The sequence below is a fragment of the Parabacteroides sp. FAFU027 genome, from assembly GCF_022808675.1.
In the GTDB taxonomy this organism is placed as follows: Bacteria; Bacteroidota; Bacteroidia; order Bacteroidales; family UBA7332; genus CAXXIC01.
The window spans coordinates 44,827-65,067 of the sequence record NZ_JAKZKV010000011.1 but is presented as its reverse complement, the minus strand read 5'-3'; the positions used below and the strand labels follow the sequence as shown (position 1 = coordinate 65,067).

General features: G+C 42.9%; 16 protein-coding genes. 2 read left to right on the top strand and 14 right to left on the bottom strand.

Annotated elements, in window-relative coordinates:
* Positions 1-45: 45 nt before the first annotated feature.
* Positions 46-1,971 carry an NAD(+) synthase gene (locus tag MLE17_RS15145; RefSeq protein ID WP_243349557.1) on the bottom strand — a complete coding sequence of 642 codons (1,926 nt, stop codon included), beginning with the start codon at positions 1,969-1,971 and terminating at the stop codon, positions 46-48.
* Between the two features lie 386 nt (positions 1,972-2,357).
* On the opposite strand from MLE17_RS15145, the gene MLE17_RS15140 reads away from it, so the two are divergent.
* Both MLE17_RS15140 and MLE17_RS15135 read left to right on the top strand, forming a co-directional pair.
* A complete protein-coding gene (locus tag MLE17_RS15140; RefSeq protein ID WP_243349556.1) occupies positions 2,358-4,736 on the top strand; it encodes a CotH kinase family protein in 2,379 nt (792 codons plus the stop codon).
* Between the two features lie 57 nt (positions 4,737-4,793).
* Positions 4,794-6,854: an acetate--CoA ligase family protein gene (locus MLE17_RS15135; RefSeq protein WP_243349555.1), complete on the top strand. Its 2,061-nt coding sequence runs from the start codon at positions 4,794-4,796 to the stop codon at positions 6,852-6,854.
* 67 nt (positions 6,855-6,921) lie between these two features.
* On the opposite strand, the gene recA is transcribed toward MLE17_RS15135, so the two are convergent.
* The 13 genes from recA to MLE17_RS15070 all read right to left on the bottom strand — a co-directional run bounded on the left by recA (position 6,922) and on the right by MLE17_RS15070 (position 20,229).
* Positions 6,922-7,944, bottom strand: coding sequence for a recombinase RecA (gene recA / locus MLE17_RS15130; protein ID WP_243349554.1), 1,023 nt, complete (start codon positions 7,942-7,944; stop codon positions 6,922-6,924).
* Positions 7,945-8,119: 175 nt separating this feature from the next.
* Positions 8,120-8,578, bottom strand: coding sequence for a thioredoxin-dependent thiol peroxidase (bcp, locus tag MLE17_RS15125; RefSeq protein ID WP_243349553.1), 459 nt, complete (start codon positions 8,576-8,578; stop codon positions 8,120-8,122).
* Positions 8,579-8,641: 63 nt separating this feature from the next.
* On the bottom strand, positions 8,642-9,769 hold the full coding sequence (locus MLE17_RS15120; RefSeq protein ID WP_243349552.1) for a glycosyltransferase family 4 protein: 1,128 nt from the start codon (positions 9,767-9,769) through the stop codon (positions 8,642-8,644).
* A gap of 52 nt (positions 9,770-9,821) precedes the next feature.
* Entirely contained in the window at positions 9,822-10,364 is a 543-nt protein-coding gene (locus MLE17_RS15115) for a nitroreductase family protein (protein WP_243349551.1), read from the bottom strand.
* A gap of 72 nt (positions 10,365-10,436) precedes the next feature.
* Entirely contained in the window at positions 10,437-11,216 is a 780-nt protein-coding gene (locus MLE17_RS15110; RefSeq protein WP_243349550.1) for a polysaccharide deacetylase family protein, read from the bottom strand.
* A 3-nt stretch (positions 11,217-11,219) separates the two neighbouring features.
* The gene (locus MLE17_RS15105; protein ID WP_243349549.1) at positions 11,220-12,167 is read right to left on the bottom strand and encodes a glycosyltransferase family 2 protein; all 948 of its coding nucleotides are present in this window, start codon (positions 12,165-12,167) and stop codon (positions 11,220-11,222) included.
* On the bottom strand, positions 12,130-13,176 hold the full coding sequence (locus MLE17_RS15100) for a glycosyltransferase family 87 protein (RefSeq protein WP_243349548.1): 1,047 nt from the start codon (positions 13,174-13,176) through the stop codon (positions 12,130-12,132). Before MLE17_RS15100 ends, MLE17_RS15105 begins: the two co-directional genes overlap by 38 nt.
* 1,227 nt (positions 13,177-14,403) lie before the next feature.
* Positions 14,404-15,330: a glycosyltransferase gene (locus tag MLE17_RS15095; protein ID WP_243349547.1), complete on the bottom strand. Its 927-nt coding sequence runs from the start codon at positions 15,328-15,330 to the stop codon at positions 14,404-14,406.
* Position 15,331: 1 nt separating this feature from the next.
* Positions 15,332-16,030, bottom strand: coding sequence for a lipopolysaccharide kinase InaA family protein (locus MLE17_RS15090; RefSeq protein ID WP_243349545.1), 699 nt, complete (start codon positions 16,028-16,030; stop codon positions 15,332-15,334).
* A 36-nt stretch (positions 16,031-16,066) separates the two neighbouring features.
* Complete coding sequence (locus MLE17_RS15085) at positions 16,067-16,813, bottom strand: glycosyltransferase family 2 protein (RefSeq protein ID WP_243349544.1); 747 nt, start codon at positions 16,811-16,813, stop codon at positions 16,067-16,069.
* A gap of 38 nt (positions 16,814-16,851) precedes the next feature.
* Complete coding sequence (locus tag MLE17_RS15080) at positions 16,852-17,937, bottom strand: glycosyltransferase family 4 protein (protein WP_243349543.1); 1,086 nt, start codon at positions 17,935-17,937, stop codon at positions 16,852-16,854.
* Positions 17,938-18,198: 261 nt separating this feature from the next.
* Positions 18,199-19,500, bottom strand: a complete 1,302-nt coding sequence (locus MLE17_RS15075; RefSeq protein WP_243349541.1) for an inositol-3-phosphate synthase — start codon at positions 19,498-19,500, stop codon at positions 18,199-18,201.
* Between the two features lie 9 nt (positions 19,501-19,509).
* Positions 19,510-20,229 (bottom strand): HAD family hydrolase, encoded by a 720-nt coding sequence (locus MLE17_RS15070; RefSeq protein ID WP_243349540.1) that lies wholly within the window; start codon positions 20,227-20,229, stop codon positions 19,510-19,512.
* Between the last annotated feature and the right edge of the window lie 12 nt (positions 20,230-20,241).

Below are 20,241 nucleotides of genomic sequence, written 5' to 3'. Positions count from 1 at the left end.
TCGAAAAATGCAGGATCCCGATAGCCGGAAATCCTGCATTTTTTGTTACAGAATATCAATCTCCTCCAGCCACATTCGTGAAGAGGCATCGCTCGGCATACGCCAGTCACCGCGAGGAGATAGGTTGATAGAACCGACCTTAGGCCCATCTGGCAGACAAGAGCGTTTAAATTGTTGATTGAAGAATCGTCTGAAAAAGGTTTTGAGCCATTTTAGTATGATCTCATCAGTATATTTTCCACCAAATGAATATTTTGCCAGATAGTAAATCTTTGATGGCCGGAAGCCGAAACGAACGGTATAATACAAGAAGAAATCATGCAGCTCATAAGGTCCTACCAAATCCTCCGTTTTTTGAGCTATTTCGCCCTTTTCATCTGTAGGTAATAGTTCCGGGCTAACAGGGGTATCCAGAATGTCGTAAAGCGTATTCTGGGCATAAGATTGTACCTGCGAATCTGCGACATATTTAACCAGGTAACGAACCAATGTTTTGGGGATTCCGGCATTTACCCCATACATTGACATGTGGTCGCCGTTGTATGTCGCCCAACCCAAAGCCAGTTCAGATAAATCACCGGTACCAAGTACCATGCCGTTGTGCTTATTGGCAATGTTCATCAGAATTTGAGTGCGTTCGCGAGCCTGTGTATTTTCATAAGTTACATCGTGGATATCAGCAGAGTGTCCGATATCCTGAAAGTGTTGTTCACAGGCCGGTTTGATATTTATCTCTTTCAGCGTAACTCCTAAAGTCTTAATTAAATGAACGGCATTGTTGTAGGTTCGACCAGTTGTTCCAAAACCGGGCATTGTGATTCCAAGTATATTTTCGCGGGGAATATTCAGTTTGTCAAAAGTCTTAACACAAACCAATAGGGCCAAAGTTGAATCCAATCCACCAGAGATACCAATTACCACTGTCTTACATCCGGTATGAACCAATCGCGTAGCTAACCCACTCACCTGAATATTGAATATTTCTCCGCAGCGCTCGTCCAGTTCCTTGCCAACCGGAATAAATGGGAAAGGGGAGATATTTCTGGTCAAACTAAAGGTAAAATGGTGGAGAGAATCACACTCTACGATACGATAATCGGGTGAGTCAATCTGACGCTTACCTAACTGAAAAGCGCTGTTTTTCTGCCGGTCGTTTGATAGTTTTTCTATATCTATTTCGCTGATGACAAGCTGCTCGTCAAAAGAAAAGCGTTTGGAAGAGGCAATCATGGAGCCATTCTCTGCAATAAGAGCGTTTCCGGCAAAGACCAGGTCGGTGGTCGATTCGCCAAAACCACTTGAAGCATAGACATATCCGGCAATACAACGTGCCGATTGCTGGGTTACCAAAGATTTCAGATAATCGTGTTTGCCAATATTTTCATCACTGGCAGAGAGGTTAAATATCAGTTGGGCGCCATTTACAGCATGTCGGCTACTTGGTGGGACTGCTACCCAAAGGTCTTCACAAAGCTCAATACCGAAAGTTGTATTCTGGTATTTCAGCAAAACGTCAGTTCCAAAAGGTACCTTCTGTCCGCAAAGGATGACCTCTTTGGCATCCGTATCAAGAGCAGATGCAAACCACCGTTTTTCGTAGAACTCGTTGTAGTTTGGCAGGTAGGTTTTCGGAATTACCGCCAGTATTTTCCCATTCTGAAAAACAACGGCAGAGTTGAAAAGCTGGTTTCCAAGCTTTACAGGCAGGCCAATAATCCCGACCGTGCTGATTGCCACATTTTCTTTCAGAAGTTTGTCCAGCTCTTTCTCAGCCTCTTCTACAAGAAGCTGCTGATGAAACAGGTCTCCGCATGTGTATGCAGTCAGGCTGAGTTCGGGAAAGCAGACGATTTCGACCTGTTGTTCAAAAGCATCTTTCAATAAACGGTCAATTGCTTCCTGGTTAAGACGGCAATCGGCTACTTTTACAGCGGGAATTGCTGCTGCTACTTTTATGAATCCGTATTTCATATGACCTTATTTATTTCTTATTGGGTTTTTAAGATGAAAAACTCATAAGAGTTTTACTCTTGGTTACAAACCTATTAGCATGCCTGTTTCATGAAGAAACCATATTTGTAAAACAAATCATTTGCCGGAATTAGGCTCAAAGAAAGTGTCTTTAGACAAAGGTAAAGATTCTGACAAGGAAATACAAGCAGTAATCTCTTTCCGCATTTTTCAATCCTCTTATTCGACTATTTTATTGTTAATAGATTTTGTGTCATTTCGGGAAATGGAATGAAGATTAGTAATCGGAAAAATATCAATCAAAAAAGGTCAATATCGTGTCTATTTCATAATAAAGTTGCTATATGCCAGTGTGTTGTATTATATTTGCATACAACCTTTATACCATGAAAAAAATAATTATTACACTTGCTATTGGCTTCGTGTTATTTCAGATCTCATTTGCCAAACCTTCATTCCTGAAAAGTAAATATCTGATTGCCTGTCTTGCAAATGGCTCCACCGGAACTGTAAGTCCGGGTAATGCAACCTATCCGTTAGTTTTCTATCCCGATCAGGATAGTGAGACTGCTAATGACAGTAGTTATTGGGCCATCAAAGATTTGGGAAATGGGAAGTACGCTTTTCAGAACAAAGAGACTTTAAAATACATCAAATACAATTCGGCATTAGTAGATCGCACAGCACTTGTGCTTGTTGATGAATTGCAGAGTGATGAGTCCACCTCATTTACCCTGGAGCTTAAAGTGGTTAACAATCTGAACTATTATGTCATCCGGTCAGTAAGTAATCCTCTGAAAATATGGAACAAAAGAGCGACAAGTTATGGCGGATTATATCCGGTTGGAACTTATTCTGTAACTGGAGGAGACCTGGAGTACTTTTTATTTTACGATAAGGATGGGGATCCGGTTCAGGATGATGCGGTTACCTCTGTAACGATGCCTACAGCCAAACCGAATCTGGGGGCGTTTAACACTTTGCTCGATACCTTGTCACTTAACGGGAAAGTGCCGGTGGTGGATACGTCCAATAAGCGGTTTTATATTTCCGTAACGGAGAGTCAATTGGGGACCAATGTAACAATGCCTGTTTATTATAAAGTCAAGAATGCCGGAGATTTGCTTTATCTCAATGGCACAGCGGTCGAAAGCGGTGCCAGTTACACCTTTAACTCATTAACCGGTGCATCTTATGCTTCAATCCAGATTCGCAACGGTAGTACGACTAAAGCCTTTGGTGCTATATTTTTCAGTAGTTTGCCATTGGTGCAACTATATTCGGATGCAACTTTGACGGCAACATATACATTGGGACGGATTGTTGTTACCGAGCCGGATAAACCCGTACCGTCTGAAACATTACTCTCTAATCTTAAAACCCGGGGAGCCTATGCCTCGATGCTCGATAAAAAAGCTTTTTCTATTAAGTTGAAAGCGAGGGACGGATTAACCTCTCTTGACCGGTCATTCTTTGGTCTGCGTAGTGATAATAACTGGATACTCGATGCAATGGGGATTGATTTAGCCCGAATGAGAAATCGGGTGACGACCGATTTATGGAATGAATATGCCGTTAAGCCCTATTATTCAGCCCAGGAACCTACAATGGTTAACGGAACCCGGGGGCATTATGTAGAGGTCTTTGTCAATGACTCTTACAACGGGCTCTATTGCATGACCGAAAAGATTGACCGTAAGCAGCTTAAGCTGAAGAAGGTAAAAGTTGCTACTTCTACTACAGCTGCCATCCAGCATGGCGCTTTGTATAAGGCGGATGATTGGAGCTTTGAGTCAGTGATGGGAAATCCCTTATATCTACCCGGAACTAACGGAATCGTATCATCTTATAATAATACTTCCGAAACCTGGTGCAGATATGCTGTTAAGTATCCGGATCTGGGAGATGCGGAGCCGATAGAATGGAAACCTCTGCATGATGCCGTTTATTTTACCTCCAATTCGACCCCGAATAGCACATTTAGTGCCAATGTGGCCAATTATTTTGATATTCCGGTGGTGAGAGATTATTACCTTTTGCTGGATTTGATACTTGCCGCGGATAATCATGGGAAAAATCTATTCTTTTCTATATATGATCAGGCGGTGTCAAACAAGTTGAGTATCACTCCCTGGGATCTCGATGCGACCTGGGGACGTCGTTGGGACGGATCTTCAAACGTGACATTCCCTAATCAATCGTGGGATGCTTATGTAGCAGCAAAAGAGTTTGGTAACAGCAATCTCTTTATCCGCTTGAAACAACTGAATGCAGCGGGTTTCAATGATTTGCTGAAAGCAAGGTACAAAGAGTTGCGGGGTGGTTATTTTAGTTATTCAAGCCTGATGGGCCGATTCCAGAATTATCAGACGATGCTCAAAAACAGTGGGGCAATGTACCGTGAGATTAACCGCTGGTACGGCAATCGTGTTGCTCCGGATGATAATTTCGACCTGAGCTATTTGTCATCCTGGATTAGCGCGCGGCTTGCTTATCTTGACAAACAATATCTGGGAGGTCCCTATCTGGCTGTTAATGAAACATCAGTTCCTGAAATACATATTTCGCCAAATCCTGTAAGAGATTTGTTGACGATAAGTAATATTTCTTCTGATATCCGGGTGGATATCTATTCCGTCCAGGGTAATCTGGTATATAGCGCAGTGTCAGATGGTGAACACCTGACAGTTGATATGAGTAAATATCCTTCAGGCATCTATTTGATAAAAGTTGCGGATAAAGTTGAGAAGGTGATAAAACAGTAAACAAATGAGCATTCCGGTCTGTTTGGGTGTTCTATTATCAGATTAAAATTACCATAAATGATAAACGAACAACTGATCCGACCCAATAGCATTGTCGTTGTTGGAGGTTCCAATAATATCCGAAAACCCGGGGGAAATCTTCTGCATAATTTGATTAAAGGCAAATTTGCCGGGAAGTTATATGTTGTAAATCCCCGGGAGGAGATCGTCCAGGGTGTTAAATCATATCACTCAGTCGATGATATTCCGGCTACAGAACTGGCTGTGCTGGCTATTCCGGCGGCTTTTTGTGTGGATACCGTAAAAGTCCTGGCAGCAGAAAAAGGAGTGAAGGCCTTTATCATCATCTCTGCCGGATTTGGCGAACAGACCCACGAAGGCGCCATTGCCGAAGAACGCATCATTGATATTGCCAATGAGTACGGTGCATCGGTGATTGGGCCCAATTGCATTGGTTTGGTAAATAGTTACCACCACAGCGTTTTTACCTCTCCGGTTCCCGAATTGCATCTCGATGGCGTTGATCTGATTTCCAGTTCAGGGGGGACGGCTTTGTTTGTTATGGAAGCCGCTATGCTGAAAGGCCTGCGTTTTAATTCCCTTTGGTCGGTAGGAAATGCCCGACAAATTGGCGTGGAAGACGTATTGGCCTATATGGACCGGCATTTTAATCCGGAAACAGACTCCAAAATCAAACTCATCTACGTCGAATTTATCAAAGACCCCGACCGTCTTCTTTACCACGCTTCCTCCCTAATAGAAAAAGGCTGCAAGATAGCCGCTATAAAATCCGGTACGACCGAATCAGGTAGCCGTGCTGCCTCCTCGCACACCGGGGCCATTGCCAGTAGTGATTCGGCAGTAGAGGCATTATTCCGCAAAGCGGGAATTGTCCGTTGTTACAGCCGTGAGGAGCTGGCAACTGTGGCCGGAGCGTTTTACTTAAAGGAAATGCAGGGAAAAAACTTTGCGATTGTTACCCATGCCGGAGGACCTGCCGTTATTCTTTCCGATGCTTTATCCAAAGGGGGGCTGATGGTTCCTCCGTTAAATGAAGATGTTGCAGCCGAATTGCGGGCCAAACTTCTACCCGGAGCAGCAACCTCCAACCCGATAGATATCCTGGGAACCGGCACAGCCAACGATCTGGAAATTGCCATTGATTATTGCGAAAACCGGTTTGATGAAGCCAATGCCATCGCTGTCATCTTCGGTAGTACGGGGCTTGGGAAAATCTCCGACGCCCTGGAGGTCATTCACCGGAAAATGGAGAGCTGCCGGAAACCTATTTTCCCAATCCTACCTTCCATTATCAATGCCTCGGAGGAGGTAAATGCCTTTATCCAAAAAGGACATGTCAACTTTTCGGATGAAGTGGAGCTGGCTACTGCTGTCTCGCGCATTATCAATACCCCCAAACCGGCCTGCAATATCGTGGACAGTGCGGGTGTTGATGTGCACAGAATCCGCCAGATTATAGATAATACGGATGAAACCGGCTACCTGAAACCTGAAACAGTGCAGGCGCTCTTCGCTGCAGCAGGGATAGAAATGGTGAGGGAAGTGGTTACTGCCGATAAAAAGGAGATTTTGGAAAATGCTCCTCAAATTGGATTCCCGTTGGTTGCGAAAGTAGTCGGTCCGGTACACAAATCGGATATCGGCGGTGTAGTGCTGAATATCAAATCGGAGCAACACCTGAGTCTCGAGTTTGACCGGTTGATGAAGCTGCCCGATGCACAGGCAGTGATGATACAGCCGATGCTCAAAGGGCAGGAGTTATTCGTAGGAGGAAAATACGAAGAACGTTTCGGGCACGTCGTCTTGTGCGGACTGGGAGGCATTTTTGTGGAAGTGCTCCAGGATGTGGCTTCCGGACTCGCCCCGTTGAGCATGAATGAAGCTATGTCGATGATCCGTTCTCTTCGTGCCTACAAGATTATCAAAGGCACCCGGGGCCAGCAAGGTATCGACCGCCAGAAGTTTGCCGAAGTGATTGTCCGGCTCTCAATTCTCCTGCGTTATGCCAATGAAATCAAGGAGATGGATATTAATCCGCTGCTGGCTACCGATAAAGGGATTGTGGCGGTAGATGCTCGGGTGAGGTTGGAGAAGTAAGATAAGCATAAAACAAAAGCACGATTCAATCCAGAACCGTGCTTTTGTTATATATGAGGAAAATGGATTACGCTTTCAGCGCTTCCATGATCAATGCAGTGATCTCTTCTGCCAATTCCGGATTATCACGAAGGGTATTTTTTGCAGCTTCACGACCCTGACCGAGCTTGGTATCACCGTAGCTAAACCATGAACCGCTTTTCTTCACAACACCTTTATCCACACCGAGGTCAACGATTTCGCCCAGACGGGAAATTCCTTCACCGTACATGATGTCGAATTCCGCTTTCTTGAAAGGAGGCGCCACTTTATTTTTCACCACTTTCACGCGGGTTTGGTTACCCAATACCTCTTCACCGTCCTTGATTTGGCCGAGACGACGGATATCGAGACGAACCGAAGCGTAGAATTTCAACGCGTTACCACCGGTAGTCGTTTCAGGGTTACCGAACATTACCCCGATTTTATCACGCAACTGGTTGATGAAGATACAGGTCGTGTTTGTTTTGTTGATGGCAGAGGTCAGTTTGCGCAACGCCTGAGACATCAAACGTGCCTGAAGACCCATTTTAGAATCACCCATTTCTCCTTCGATTTCCGCTTTCGGAGTCAAAGCAGCAACCGAGTCAATTACCACGATATCTACCGCAGAAGAACGAATCAATTGCTCGGCAATCTCAAGCGCCTGCTCACCGTGGTCTGGCTGAGAAATCCAGAGGTTTTCAATATCCACACCCAACTTTTCTGCATAGAAACGGTCGAATGCGTGCTCCGCGTCAATGATGGCAGCAATACCACCTGCTTTCTGAGCCTCTGCAATTGCGTGAATCGCTAAGGTCGTTTTACCCGACGATTCCGGACCGTAGATTTCGATGACACGACCGCGTGGGAAACCGCCTACACCGAGTGCAGCATCCAGTCCGATAGAGCCGGTAGGGATTACAGCCACCTCTTCGATGGTATCGTCGCTCATCTTCATGATGGAGCCTTTACCGAAGCTTTTCTCGATTTTGTCCATCGCTGCCTGCAGGGCTTTCAGCTTCTCTGCTGCCGGAGCCGGCCTTGTCGTTTCAAATAAGTCTTTTGACATGATTATAATGTATTTAATTTGATTTACTGATAAATAGCCCTTGATTCAGGGGCTGATTTCCCGGAGAATATTCTCCAAAGATAGAAGAATATCTTCAAAATCCGGGTTAATCCGGTATGTTTTTGAATCAAAAAAAGAGGGGTTAAAAGTGCTTTACCTTTAACCCCTCAATGTCTCAACCATTTAATATCTGCGAGGCATGTTCTTTCGTATTTACCTCTTTTGGTGAAATGATTCGCTCGATAATTCCGTTTTCGTCAATGATAAACGTGGTACGAAGCATGCCCATGTAGGTCTTTCCATAGTTCATCTTTTCACCCCAGGTTCCGAACTGCTCACTGAGCGTTTTCTCTGTATCGGCAATCAACTGGAAAGGAAGGTTTTGTTTTGAGATAAAGCCCTGATGCGATTTTTCACTGTCGGTACTTACGCCCAACACTTCGTATCCTGCCGCTTTCAGGTCAGTATAATTGTCACGCAGACTGCATGCCTGAGCGGTACACCCCGGCGTATTGTCTTTCGGGTAAAAATAGAGCGCCAGCTTTTTTCCGGCAAAGTCACTCAGTTTTATTTCAGTTCCGTCCTGATTCACGCCTAGAATTTCGGGGGCTTTATCTCCTACTTGTAGTGCCATAATGTTTGGATTATTAGTTATTTCTCAAAATAACAGCTCGGGGAAATGATTGTTCAATCGATGTCAGAAGCAACTCTTGTAAACCGACAGAATTTCACGGGCGTGTTGTTGGGGATCAAAGCGTTTTACGTACTCTTTTCCCTTAGAAATCATCTGTTCACGTAAAGCGTCATCGGATAAGATGCGGTCAAAAGCCTCCGCCAGTTCATGTTCATTATGCGGATTTACATAAATGGAATCAGGGCCGCCTGCCTCTTCCAGACAAGAACCTGTAGCCGCGACCACCGGTAAGCCCCCATGAATGGCTTCGATAATGGGAATGCCAAAACCCTCGTAAAGCGAAGGATAAACAAATATTTTCCCTAACTGATAAAAGGCCGGCAAATCGGCAAAAGGAACGTTGTGAATCAGCTTCACCCGGTTCTGAAGTCCATTTTCAGCGATATATTTTTCCACTAAAGCGGTATAAGCTGTTCTTTTCCCGACAGCAATCAACGGAATGTCCTGTTTAGTCTGCTTCAATGCTTTTACGGCCAGAAGCAGATTCTTCCGTTCTTCGATACTGCCGACATAAAGAATAAATTCTGCCGGAAGGTTATATTTTTGACGAACGGAATTCAAAACCTCCTGTTCGACAGGTTGGGTAAATACCGGATCACATCCCTGATACACCACTTCAATCTTATCAGCGGGAGTTCCGTAAAGTTCAATGATGTCCTGTTTCGTCCGTTCGCTGACGGCAATCACTTTATCCGCCACTTTACAGGCGTAGCGAAATTTCAGGTTATAGATAAACCGGTCAATCGGTTTATAGAAACGGGGATAGCGCAGGAAAATCAGGTCGTGAATGGTCACTACCGATTTTACGCCCGAATGTTGGATACCGATGGGAAGTTCGTTGCTCAATCCATGAAAAAGCTCCACGCCGTCACGTTGCATCTGTTTAATGATTCCCTTTGTACGCCATGCTGCTGAGAGTTTTTTCCCGAAGGTAGAATCCGGATCGCGACGAATCACCTGCTTTTTTTGTAACAGAGATTCAAGAAACGGAGCTTTCTTTGCCGAAGGTACGTAAAGCAAATGCTGCTCTTCGGGGAGAAGATCAGACATAATATCAATCACATACCGGCTGTAGTTACCCAGTCCGGTACGATTGAAGGCAGCTCTTTTGGCGTCGTATCCAATGATCATATGTAAGGGAATGAGGGAATGATTGATTGAGGGAATGAATGACGTAAAAGCTCTAGTATTTATTATAAGAAATCACCTCATCCGCACTCTTACGCTGTTTCTCTCGCAAAGGTTGAGTAGAGTATCCGAGGATAATATCCAGTAGAATGCGTTTCGAAGAAGGAATGCCCAATAACGGTCGTAGTTTCTTCTCATCAAACCAGCCGATAATGCAGCTTCCGATTCCCTCCGCTTTGGCAGCCAGACAAATGTGTGCCGCCGCAATACCGACGTCGATCTGCGGAAATTCTTTCTTCTTGACCAGACTACCGATTGTCGAGGTGAAATTGGCTCTTTCCTCTACAATCAGAATATGCACCGGAGCTTGCTTGGTAAAGTGATTCATCCCGAGCACACGATTGGAGGTGCTGTCGGCCACCTTATTCTTCAATTCCGGGTCATTCACCACGATAAATTTCCACGGTTGTGCGTTGCAGGCCGATGGGGCAAGGCGTCCGGCTTCCAGGATTCGCTCCAGTTTTTCCAGCTCAATCGGACGGGAAATATCAAAAGCACGGTCACTTTGCCGGGATCGGATCAGGTCGAGAAGATTCATATACCAAAATTTTCGGTAAAGATAGAATTATCCCCTCAAGCGTCTTGTAAAAATCAATTGAAAAGAGCAGACTTATTTCTCAAGAAACATAGCTTCGCAATCTTTCAGGCATTTGAAAGGAATTTTCTTATTTTGAAAAAAAGAGATAAGATCATCAAGGCGTTTTAAAAGAGCATCACCGGAATTCATCTTAACAAAAAAGGGCAACCTAAGTTTGTCTTTGTCCAATGCAATAAACTCCCAGGGATGAAAATAAAGGTTTAGGTAACCATCCTTCTTTAATGCCCAACCTGACAATAGCTTGTATAATGGCATCGGAAAGTTGTGAAGTGACAACCAGAAAAGTGGTATCCGGAAGAGTGGGGACACGGATGCCGGAATCTGGCAGATACCTTCTTCTTTGAATATTCTTCTGGGAGAGCCGAGGTTGTTATATTTTCCCGGTAAACAAGTGGGGTTTAATGAAGAATTGTATTTGAAACCACAGTCCAGAAGCTCCTGATTATCGACAGGCATCATGTTGGGCATGCGGAAACCCACCACTTCTTGTCCGATCAGTTCTTCCAAAACTTCTTTTGACCGTTTTTTATCGCCGGGATTAAACAAGTTATGATAATATCCGTGGGAGGCAACTTCATGTCCTTCATCCACCATTCGTTGGATTAGATTTTTGGCATGAAGGGCAAAGTTGGCCGTACAAAAGAAAGTCGCTTTTACTCCTTTTTGTTTCAGTAAATCAAGTATCAGGGTAGTTCCAGCTCTTGAGACACTCATTTGTTCTTCTAAAGTAAAATTCTGAGAGCAGGGGAAAAGATTGTCAAACTCTTCGATATCAAAACTAAGAAATATCATCGGTTACAGTTTCTGTTGAATATCCAAATTACTTGTCTTTATAATATATTGCGGGCGGCCTTTTACTTCTATAAATATTTTACCAATATATATACCTATAATCCCCAGGATGATCAACTGTAATCCTCCGAGAAAAACAATGGTACAAATTATGGAAGGCCAGCCTGAAACGGAAAACTTCATGATTAATGAAATAATCACATAGGGAATGTATAATAAAGAAACCAGTGAAAAGAAGAAACCGAGAAAAACCGCTAGATATAAGGGCTTCACACTAAAGGCTGTCATCCCTTTAATAGCCAGCTTCAACAAGGCTATTTTGGAGTATGCCGTATCTCCCGAGAAGCGTTCATCGGGCATATATTCGATCCCCTTCTGTTCGTATCCGACCCACTTCACCAAACCGCGCAGAAACAAGCCGCTCTCTTCGATTGAGATTAAGTTATCCACCACTTTCTTATCCATAAGTCTGAAGTCAGAAATGCCCTGCTCAAGTTGTACTTCTGAAAGCATATTAGCTAACTTGTAAAACCATTTTGAGTAGATCTTATGTGCAAATGACGTATGCGGATTCGCTTCTTTTCGATAAGCATAAACAATATCATTACCTTCTTCCCAATTCGCTATCATTTCAGGAATCAATAGCGGAGGGTGCTGCAAATCGGCATCCATCGTAATGACTGCTGCGGCGTCATGACAGGCATCCACACCGGCTTTCAGCGCTTCGTCTTTTCCGAAGTTACGGGAGAGCAGGATGTAAAAGACTTTTCTATGCTTTTCCGCCAATGCTTTTAGCGTGAAAGCTGTTCCATCCTTACTTCCGTCATCTACAAAAACATACCGGAATTCATATTTTGAATTCACCAATACCTCATCCAGCTTTTCGACCAGAGCCGGGATATTTTTCATTTCATTATAAGCCGGTACGACTATTGCTATTAATGGCTTCATTTGAAGGTATCCTTGTTGGAGTAACTATTAATTCGTAAACTATTCTCAACCATATCAAGACACAGGGAATTACCTGAAAAGCATATGGGAGAATATAGGTTCGGTATATGCTGTGTGGAAACAGAAATGAATTTCCAAAACTTGTAATCCACATAACAAGTATAAGCAATATCCAAACTATCTTGTCAAATGGACGGGGTTGAATTACAAACCATAAGGCAACGCCCACAATGGCGAAAATATATGTGTTAGGTTCGCTCCCAGTACTAAAGATTACAGTAAAAATCAGAACCAAAGCAAGTGTAAGAAGTTGAAAACGTTCTTCTTTGTATTTTCTGAACTGGACGTAAGGAATTGCCGAAATCAATAATCCGCCAAGCAATACTGGCAGGTTAGACCATTCATAATGTCCCGAAACTCTTTTGATCATGCCAAAGACCGAAACATTTTGCATTAGTGAGGTATTATTAATTCCATTTTTGGCAATCAAATCATGAAACCAGCAAACATATTGTTTGATAATGAAATCCGGTGAAGAGATTAACATGGGTAATGCAAAGAAGATAGCTCCCCAGATGAAACTCCATAAAATCAGCTTTGGCTTATGCTTTGAAAATAGGAAGAAGGCAAATCCTACGATACCATATAACTTTACAAATACTCCCAACATGATGACAAAGGCCGCCCAGACATCCTTTTCCTTTCGAATTAGAGTATAAGAATAAATGATTAATGCAACTGAGGCAATATTAAACTGGACATTAGTCAGCGATCCGATAAGAGAATTAAGACAAAGCCAAAAAATGACAATATGTTGCCAGGTTTTTAAATTCAGGTCTTTGATAGAGAAATACAATATGGAAGTTAATGCCAGCATCCACAATGGTGCTCCTATGTAATCCGGTAAAAGAGCAAAAGGAGCTATAATATAGCTGAATAAAGGTCCATAATGATTTAGATCCTTATAAAACTCCGGTCTGGGATTATAAAGCGGAAATTGCTGAATCATATTCCAGAAGACATATTTATATACCTGGTAATTATTGTGTAGTTTATGAGAAACTACTCTTATGATTGCCAGCGTTAAAGCTGATCCCAGCCATATATAAAGCAATGATTTGTATCTTGTAAAGAATGGCTTCTGAAAGAAATCCAATGTTTTTTGGAGAATTGTCTTTGAGGGCATTTCAGGTTATAATATTTTCAGGATTCTATATTGAATGTATTTTTGACTATCTACTTTAATCTTTTGATTCTCAAAAAGGAATTGCTAAAGAAAACCGGCAATAAAATCATCATTCCCCTTATATATCGTTCAACTAACTGACGTCATAAAATTCCGGTTATATATCATATAATGATACTATCGAAAATAACATCCCTATTTTAAGTTCATAGTAAATGGGGTTTCTGAAGAAACCTATGATTTTTAAAGTTCTGAATCTTCTTTGACAATCCCAATGCTCAAAAAAGCCGGACAAAACTACAAATATATTTCTCGCGAAAGAGAGTATGAAATGATTCACCCTACCAAAAGTGAGTGAAATTATTAACACACTTGTATTTAAACCTTTTTAGACTTAAGGCATCATCCCTTGATACCTTGGGTTGATTGTGAGAAAACAAACAATTCTTTTAGAATTGCCTGACACTTTCGTAAAGAATCAGACAGGACGAGTTCTCTTAATTATTGCCTTGAAAAGCCTTGTAAAATTAGACACTAATAAGGGTTTAGACTGTTAGGGAATCGCCATTTCCTGTTACGCAAAGGCCATTTTCTAACAAGAAATTGCCTTTTCTTAATAGGAAAAAGGCTTCTACTATTGGGAAATGTATTTCGACTTACAGGAAATGTCAATTTCCTAACGAGCAACGATCATTTTCTTACATGAAATGTTGATTTCCTAACAGAAAAAGGTCTTCAACTAAGAGGAGTTGTCAATTTCCTAACAGGAAATGTTCATTGACTTACTGGAAAAGACTGTTTCCTTTTAAGATATGAGGATTTCCTTTTAGGTGAAGGGTATTTCCAAACAGGAAGAGAGCTTATTAAAACAGGAAATTCGTTTTTACTTTAATTAGATAGGGATTTCCTTCAGGGAAATGAGGATTTCTTTAAAGGAAAAGAGCATTCTCTTACAGGAAATGGGCTTTGAATAACAAGAAAAAAGCCCTGACCGGAAGAGATCCAATCAGAGCCGTATTTATACAGTACAAAAAAATCAGGATGTGATCTTTATTTTACCAGCTTATAGTTTTTAAATCCACCAATGCGTTGTCCCTCCCCGAGAAGGTTGTTCTCGATAAAGTTGATGATGCGGTACTTCAGACCGAATTTCTTTTTCATATCAATACGGGGCCCATCGTAACGAAGATATTTCTCCCAGCTCATATTCTCTATGCGTTCTTTCATGATGGCCGGTTGTGAACCTTTATAGTGAGGCATATAGCTCATGTTGCCGTAATCATAAAACTCTTCTTTCTGTTCCACTGGAGCTCCAATATAAACTTCAAGTTGCTGAGCCTGTTTCTTTACCATACAGCGAGGGTCTCTTGCCCAACCGTAGTGAAACATATAAGCATCGAGCAATACACAGTTCAGTTTATAGGTCTCTTTTTCCTGGAAATAATCTTCCCTGTCAAAATTGGGAATCCGGCGAAATGATTGGGCATCGCGCCAGGAGTGAATTTCGAAATCTTTCCGTACAATACGGATTTCGCGCGGATAGGCAAAGTGACGGGCATCGATAAAATGCTTGTAGTCACCGTACATGTGCACATATTTAAAGAGGAAGCCGTCCACTCGTTTGTCATCCAGGTATTTCTCGCAGGCCTCGCGAATCACTGGAATCGCATCTTCGTGTAACACCTCATCGCCCTGAATGTAAAAACACCAGTCGCCGGTGCATGCCTCCATGGCCAAATCAGTTTCATGGGCGTAAATCATTCCGTTTTTATTGTATTTGGAGGTTTCCCAGTTACAACGAATGATTTTTATTTTGGGTGAATTGATGGATAGGATGAGCTGCTCGGTTTCATCGGAACTGTCTCCGAGGCGAATGACGAACTCATCGACCAGATCAAGTACCGATTTGATGGATTCTACTGCCGGGAAGTCAAACTGGATTGCATTTCGCAAAAAAGTAAATCCTGATATCTTCATATTATCCGTTTTTTCGAATGTGAGGTTTTATTAATTCAAAACATTTTTCAGTATCAAAGCCGCGGGCTTTGGCGTATTCTTCTGCCAGAAAGTGAAATGAATCATCCAGCATATAGAGTAGTTTAAAGTTTTCACAACCTTTCTCTATACCGACTTTACCGAATGCCATCCGGTTGATGTCGATGAGGCAGAATTCGGTTCCGTTGTCAGTCTGTTCAAACATGATATTGCCGCCCCCATAATCCAGATGGCGGATTCCTTTTTCATGCAGACGGGCTGTAAATTGAGCAAAGTCGCATAAAATATTTTCCCGGCCATTTAGCGGTGTCTCACGAAACTCGTTGAAGTCGCGGCTGTAGGGGCAATGCAGTGTAATGAGGTAGGAATCTGCCAGCAGGCCCCCTTGCTTAAACTCCATACAGGCGATGGGATCAGCCGTGCCAAAGCCATTTTGTTTCAACATCATGGCATATTCGTAAGAACGGCGAGCCTTACTTTTCCGGATGTACGAATAGGCAAACCGGTTAATCAGATGGGGAACCTTGAATTTCTTCACCACCACCTTTATACCGGCAACTTCTATCAGCCGGACCTCGTTCCTTACTTTATACAATACAGTTCCTTCCGTCCCGAAGGTTTGGGGAAGGGAGAGCACAAAGTCTTTCAGGAACTGATAGTCGGGATTTATTTCAAGAAACATATTTATTGGATCGTTCAAATTCAAATAATCAGGAAGTCAATTTTTTCGGTTTAGTCTTCTCCAGTAAATCACAAAATATAACCGGGCGAGAAACAGGTATTTAGAGAAATGCTTGTCGACAGATTTGATTACCGCGATATTATCTCTCAATCCGGCTTCCCGGTTGGTGTTTGAAATTCCGTTTGTGTCGTAAATAACAACGGGTAGCGGCATGTGTACAAAACGGCAATTGTTGAAAAAACATTCTTTGAAGAACTTCAGGTCAGCTGATAATTTATGCCTGATATCAAATGGAAATGTTTGGTGCAATATTCTTTTCGAGAAAGAGGCCTGGTGGCAAAAATACATCCTGTGCAGATTACAGGGCTCTTTTGCCGGTTTCAGTCTCAGGCTACCATCTGTGTTTTTAGTGAAAATATCTCCGTAAATAATATCCGGTTGGTTGTTGGCAGAAATATTCTCTGCAACAGCAGCCACGGTATTTTCATCCGAAAAAACATCCCCGCAATTGAGAAAGCAGATCCATTCCCCCGAGGCCATATCTACCCCTTTGTTCATGGCATCGTAAATACCGCGGTCTTTTCCCGATTTCCAGAGCGAAATTTGCTTTTCGTAGCGTTTGATTATGTCGATAGTTCCGTCTTTCGACTCGCCGTCCACGATGATGTATTCCAATGGATAAGTCTGATTGATTACACTTTTGATGGTTTTTTCAATCAGATCGGCCCCATTGTAAACAACCGTGATTACGGTGATTGACGGAGAGCTATTAGCGTTGCTCATTATGGTTTGTCTCTATATTTATTTGTGACTTAATCATTTTAGGATAAAAGCGATTCGTATAACCGGATGGTTTGACGTACGGTATTTTCCCACGAAAACAGTTTCAGTCTCTTTTTCCCTTTCTCAATCAGCTCTTTTTGCAAATTACTGTCAGTCACAACTTTTTCAATATTCTCGAAAATAGAATCCGGATCAGTCGGATTGAAGTAAAAGCCGGCTTCAGCAGCCACTTCCCTGAAGCAGGGATTTTCGCTCAAAATAACCGGAGTACCGCATGACCACGCTTCCAGTATCGGAATGCCGAATCCCTCGTTCAACGACGGAAACACAAATGCTTTGGCGTGACAATATAAATATGCGAGTAGATTGTCGTCAATTCCGGAGTAGCTTACCACCTTGCTGTCGATTCCTAATGATCTGAATAGTTCCTGCTCCTCTTGCGAAAAAGCCTTTTTCCCGGCACAAACAAGATGTAAAGAAGAGCGCTTCTTCAGTAGAGGCGCAACGCCGTTGATAAATCCGTTGAAATTTTTGTATCCATTCCGATTTCCGACGTACAATAAATATTCTTCGGGTAGGCCTTCCGGTTTTATCTTAATCAAATCCGCCTGCTCTGGAAAGAGAGATGAACCGTGGTAAATGACTTCAATCTTATCTCCCGGAATCCCGAAAAGTTCAATGATGTCATTCTTTGTGGCTTGTGAAACGGCAATTAATTTATCCGCTCTGTTGGCCAGTTCGAGTTTCTTCTTTCCAGCATCGATTGATTCCCTTTCGAGAATCAGGTCATGTATGGTGAAGACTACTTTACATTCTGCGGGAATATCACTTACCTGATAGTAATTGGGTGCGCTCGGATGAAAAAGGTCAAACGAATCTGAATTCTTTAGAGCCCTTTTGACTAGGTATCTGTTTAGCCAGGCAAATGATGCCGACGGGTCGTAAATGAATTTATTCCGGAATTGCGGGTCGTAACGCAGATAATCGTTTTTTATAAATTTACCGGCCATCTTTATTTCATGATGGCTGTTGTTGGTTATTCCTTTATAGAGTTCATAGTGATATCGGGCTATTCCTCCGGCCTTATAGCTCAAAAAAATATTCGAATCATATAATATTTTCATTTGCAAAATAACTTGTTGAATGGTTGTAAATCAATTTGTAACCGGAGTGTTTATCTGCCATTCCATCAGTTTGTTATTCTTCATGCTGACGGACTGAATATTGCTCTGAATCAGATTCTTTTCAGACTTGTCATGTTATTGGCAGAATTGCCCTGCAAAGATAAGCATTCGGGAATAATAACCACTACAACAGAAAAACAGCCAATACATCTGCTTGGGGAAGCTTTGTATTGGCTGTTCCGGATATTATAACGCTGATATTTACATCGCATCCACGTAATCAAAGGTCTCTTCACCGATGATGGTACGAAGCGTGTTCTTCAGCTGAATGAATTGCACGAAGAGGTCATGTTCGGGCTCTGCACCAATTTCTGTCATCGGGCTCTTGAAGTAGAAGGAAAGCCAGTTTTGAATGCCGGAGAATCCGCAACGTTGTGCCAGATCGGTAAACAGTACCAGGTCAAGGCAAAGCGGTGCTGCCAGGATAGAGTCACGGCAAAGGAAGTTCACCTTCAATTGCATCGGGTAGCCCATCCAGCCTACGATGTCGATATTATCCCAGCTCTCTTTGTTGTCTTTGCGCGGAGGATAATAGTTGATGCGTACTTTGTGGAAAATATCGTCATACAGTTCAGGATGAAGTTCCGGATCAAGGATATTGTCGATAACCGAAAGTTTGCTCTCCTCTTTTGTTTTGAAGTTGTCCGGATCGTCAAGCACTTCGCCGTCGCGGTTTCCAAGGATGTTGGTAGAGAACCATCCGTCAAGACCCAACATGCGGGTTTTAATCATGGGAGCAAGGACGGTTTTCATCATCGTCTGACCGGTTTTGAAGTCTTTTCCGCAAAGAGGCACTCCTTCCAGGGTGGCAAACTCCATCAATGCCGGAAAGTCAATAGTCAGGTTTGGTGCACCGTTGATAAATGGAACACCCTCTGCGATGGCAGCATAAGCGTAACAGATACTTGGAGCGATGTCGTGATTGTCGCTTTTGAGTGCCTTTTCGAGGTTGGAGAATGAAGAATGTGCAACTCCCGGTTGGGTGTATATTTCTGTACTGCCACACCAGATGATGACCAGACGGCTACAGTTGTTGTCTGCTTTAAATGTGCGAATATCTTTTCGAAGCGCTTCCACCATTTCCCAGCGGGTACCGGTCTTGGTATATGTACCATTCAGACGCTTGGCATAGTTGGAGTCGAAAGCTCCCTTCATCGGTTTGATAGCTTCCATTTCCGAACGGATTCCTTCAAGGTCTTTTTGTTGCAACACCTCTGCATGAAGGGCCGACTCATAGGCATTCTCAGGGAAGATATCCCATCCACCAAAAACGATATCATTTAAATCTGCTAAAGGAACTACCTCCTTAATTTTAGGGTTTGTAACGCCTTCGCTCTTTTTGAGTTTGATATGCGCCAGTTGGGTAATAGAACCGATCGGTTTGGCCAATCCTTTACGGGCAGCCAATGTTCCGGCAATAAAGGTAGATGCTACTGCACCACCTACACCAACGATCAAAACCCCCAGTTTCCCTTCGGCTTTTTCTATTTCTGTGATTTTCATAATGCAATTCTATTTTAGGTAATAATCGAGTTCATTGAAGTGGGTAATCACCGCGATACAGTTATCCACGGCGTTATCGTCAAGCATCGGTTTTTCATCCCAGCCGGTGCCGCGTAACCAGATGGTAGCGCAACCGATCTCCTGAGCCGGGAGAATATCATTGGTGTAAGAGTCCCCGATAACCACACATTCATCGTATTCCAGCTCCAGGTCATCCACGGCGATACGGAATATCTGCGGATCTGGTTTTCGATGATTTACATGTGCCGATTCGATGATTTTATCGAAATATTGGTAGAGATCGAAATCACGCAGTACCGATGAGAGGTTTCCGTAGAAGTTGGAAACGAGTGCCAGCTTGTATTTTTGCTTGAAGGCAGCCAGTGTTGCACGGGTAGAAGCTGTATGTTTTCTGGCAATCTGATAACAGCGCAGGGCGACTGCATTGGCCAACCGATCAGCTTCAACCGGGCAGATAAGGTACTTTTTTTCTAATAAGTAATCGGTTTGCAGATGGCATTTGATGCGAAGAACATCCAGGAAGTTGTGTTCAGGACAGATCAATGGTTTTTTGTCCAGGGTTCTCTCTCCATAGACATACGCTTCCCGGAATTGCGCTTTGGTGACCTGAATATCTTCTGCCAGATATTCATTCCACAATACTTCTGCCCAATGGTGTCCATTGGTGTCAAGAGTTCCTCCGTAATCAAACAACAGTGCTTTTATCATAACGGTGCAAAT

Excerpts from the sequence above, each read along its gene's own strand:
- MLE17_RS15140 (WP_243349556.1), top strand. The coding sequence starts at position 2,358 with ATGAAAAAAATAATTATTACACTTGCTATTGGCTTCGTGTTATTTCAG.
- MLE17_RS15075 (WP_243349541.1), bottom strand. The coding sequence starts at position 19,500 with ATGAAAATCACAGAAATAGAAAAAGCCGAAGGGAAACTGGGGGTTTTG.
- MLE17_RS15110 (WP_243349550.1), bottom strand. The coding sequence starts at position 11,216 with ATGATATTTCTTAGTTTTGATATCGAAGAGTTTGACAATCTTTTCCCC.
- MLE17_RS15095 (WP_243349547.1), bottom strand. The coding sequence starts at position 15,330 with ATGAAGATATCAGGATTTACTTTTTTGCGAAATGCAATCCAGTTTGAC.
- MLE17_RS15120 (WP_243349552.1), bottom strand. The coding sequence starts at position 9,769 with ATGATCATTGGATACGACGCCAAAAGAGCTGCCTTCAATCGTACCGGA.
- MLE17_RS15070 (WP_243349540.1), bottom strand. The coding sequence starts at position 20,229 with ATGATAAAAGCACTGTTGTTTGATTACGGAGGAACTCTTGACACCAAT.
- MLE17_RS15080 (WP_243349543.1), bottom strand. The coding sequence starts at position 17,937 with ATGAAAATATTATATGATTCGAATATTTTTTTGAGCTATAAGGCCGGA.
- MLE17_RS15090 (WP_243349545.1), bottom strand. The coding sequence starts at position 16,030 with ATGTTTCTTGAAATAAATCCCGACTATCAGTTCCTGAAAGACTTTGTG.
- MLE17_RS15115 (WP_243349551.1), bottom strand. The coding sequence starts at position 10,364 with ATGAATCTTCTCGACCTGATCCGATCCCGGCAAAGTGACCGTGCTTTT.
- MLE17_RS15085 (WP_243349544.1), bottom strand. The coding sequence starts at position 16,813 with ATGAGCAACGCTAATAGCTCTCCGTCAATCACCGTAATCACGGTTGTT.
- bcp (WP_243349553.1), bottom strand. The coding sequence starts at position 8,578 with ATGGCACTACAAGTAGGAGATAAAGCCCCCGAAATTCTAGGCGTGAAT.
- recA (WP_243349554.1), bottom strand. The coding sequence starts at position 7,944 with ATGTCAAAAGACTTATTTGAAACGACAAGGCCGGCTCCGGCAGCAGAG.
- MLE17_RS15135 (WP_243349555.1), top strand. The coding sequence starts at position 4,794 with ATGATAAACGAACAACTGATCCGACCCAATAGCATTGTCGTTGTTGGA.
- MLE17_RS15105 (WP_243349549.1), bottom strand. The coding sequence starts at position 12,167 with ATGAAGCCATTAATAGCAATAGTCGTACCGGCTTATAATGAAATGAAA.
- MLE17_RS15100 (WP_243349548.1), bottom strand. The coding sequence starts at position 13,176 with ATGATTCAGCAATTTCCGCTTTATAATCCCAGACCGGAGTTTTATAAG.
- MLE17_RS15145 (WP_243349557.1), bottom strand. The coding sequence starts at position 1,971 with ATGAAATACGGATTCATAAAAGTAGCAGCAGCAATTCCCGCTGTAAAA.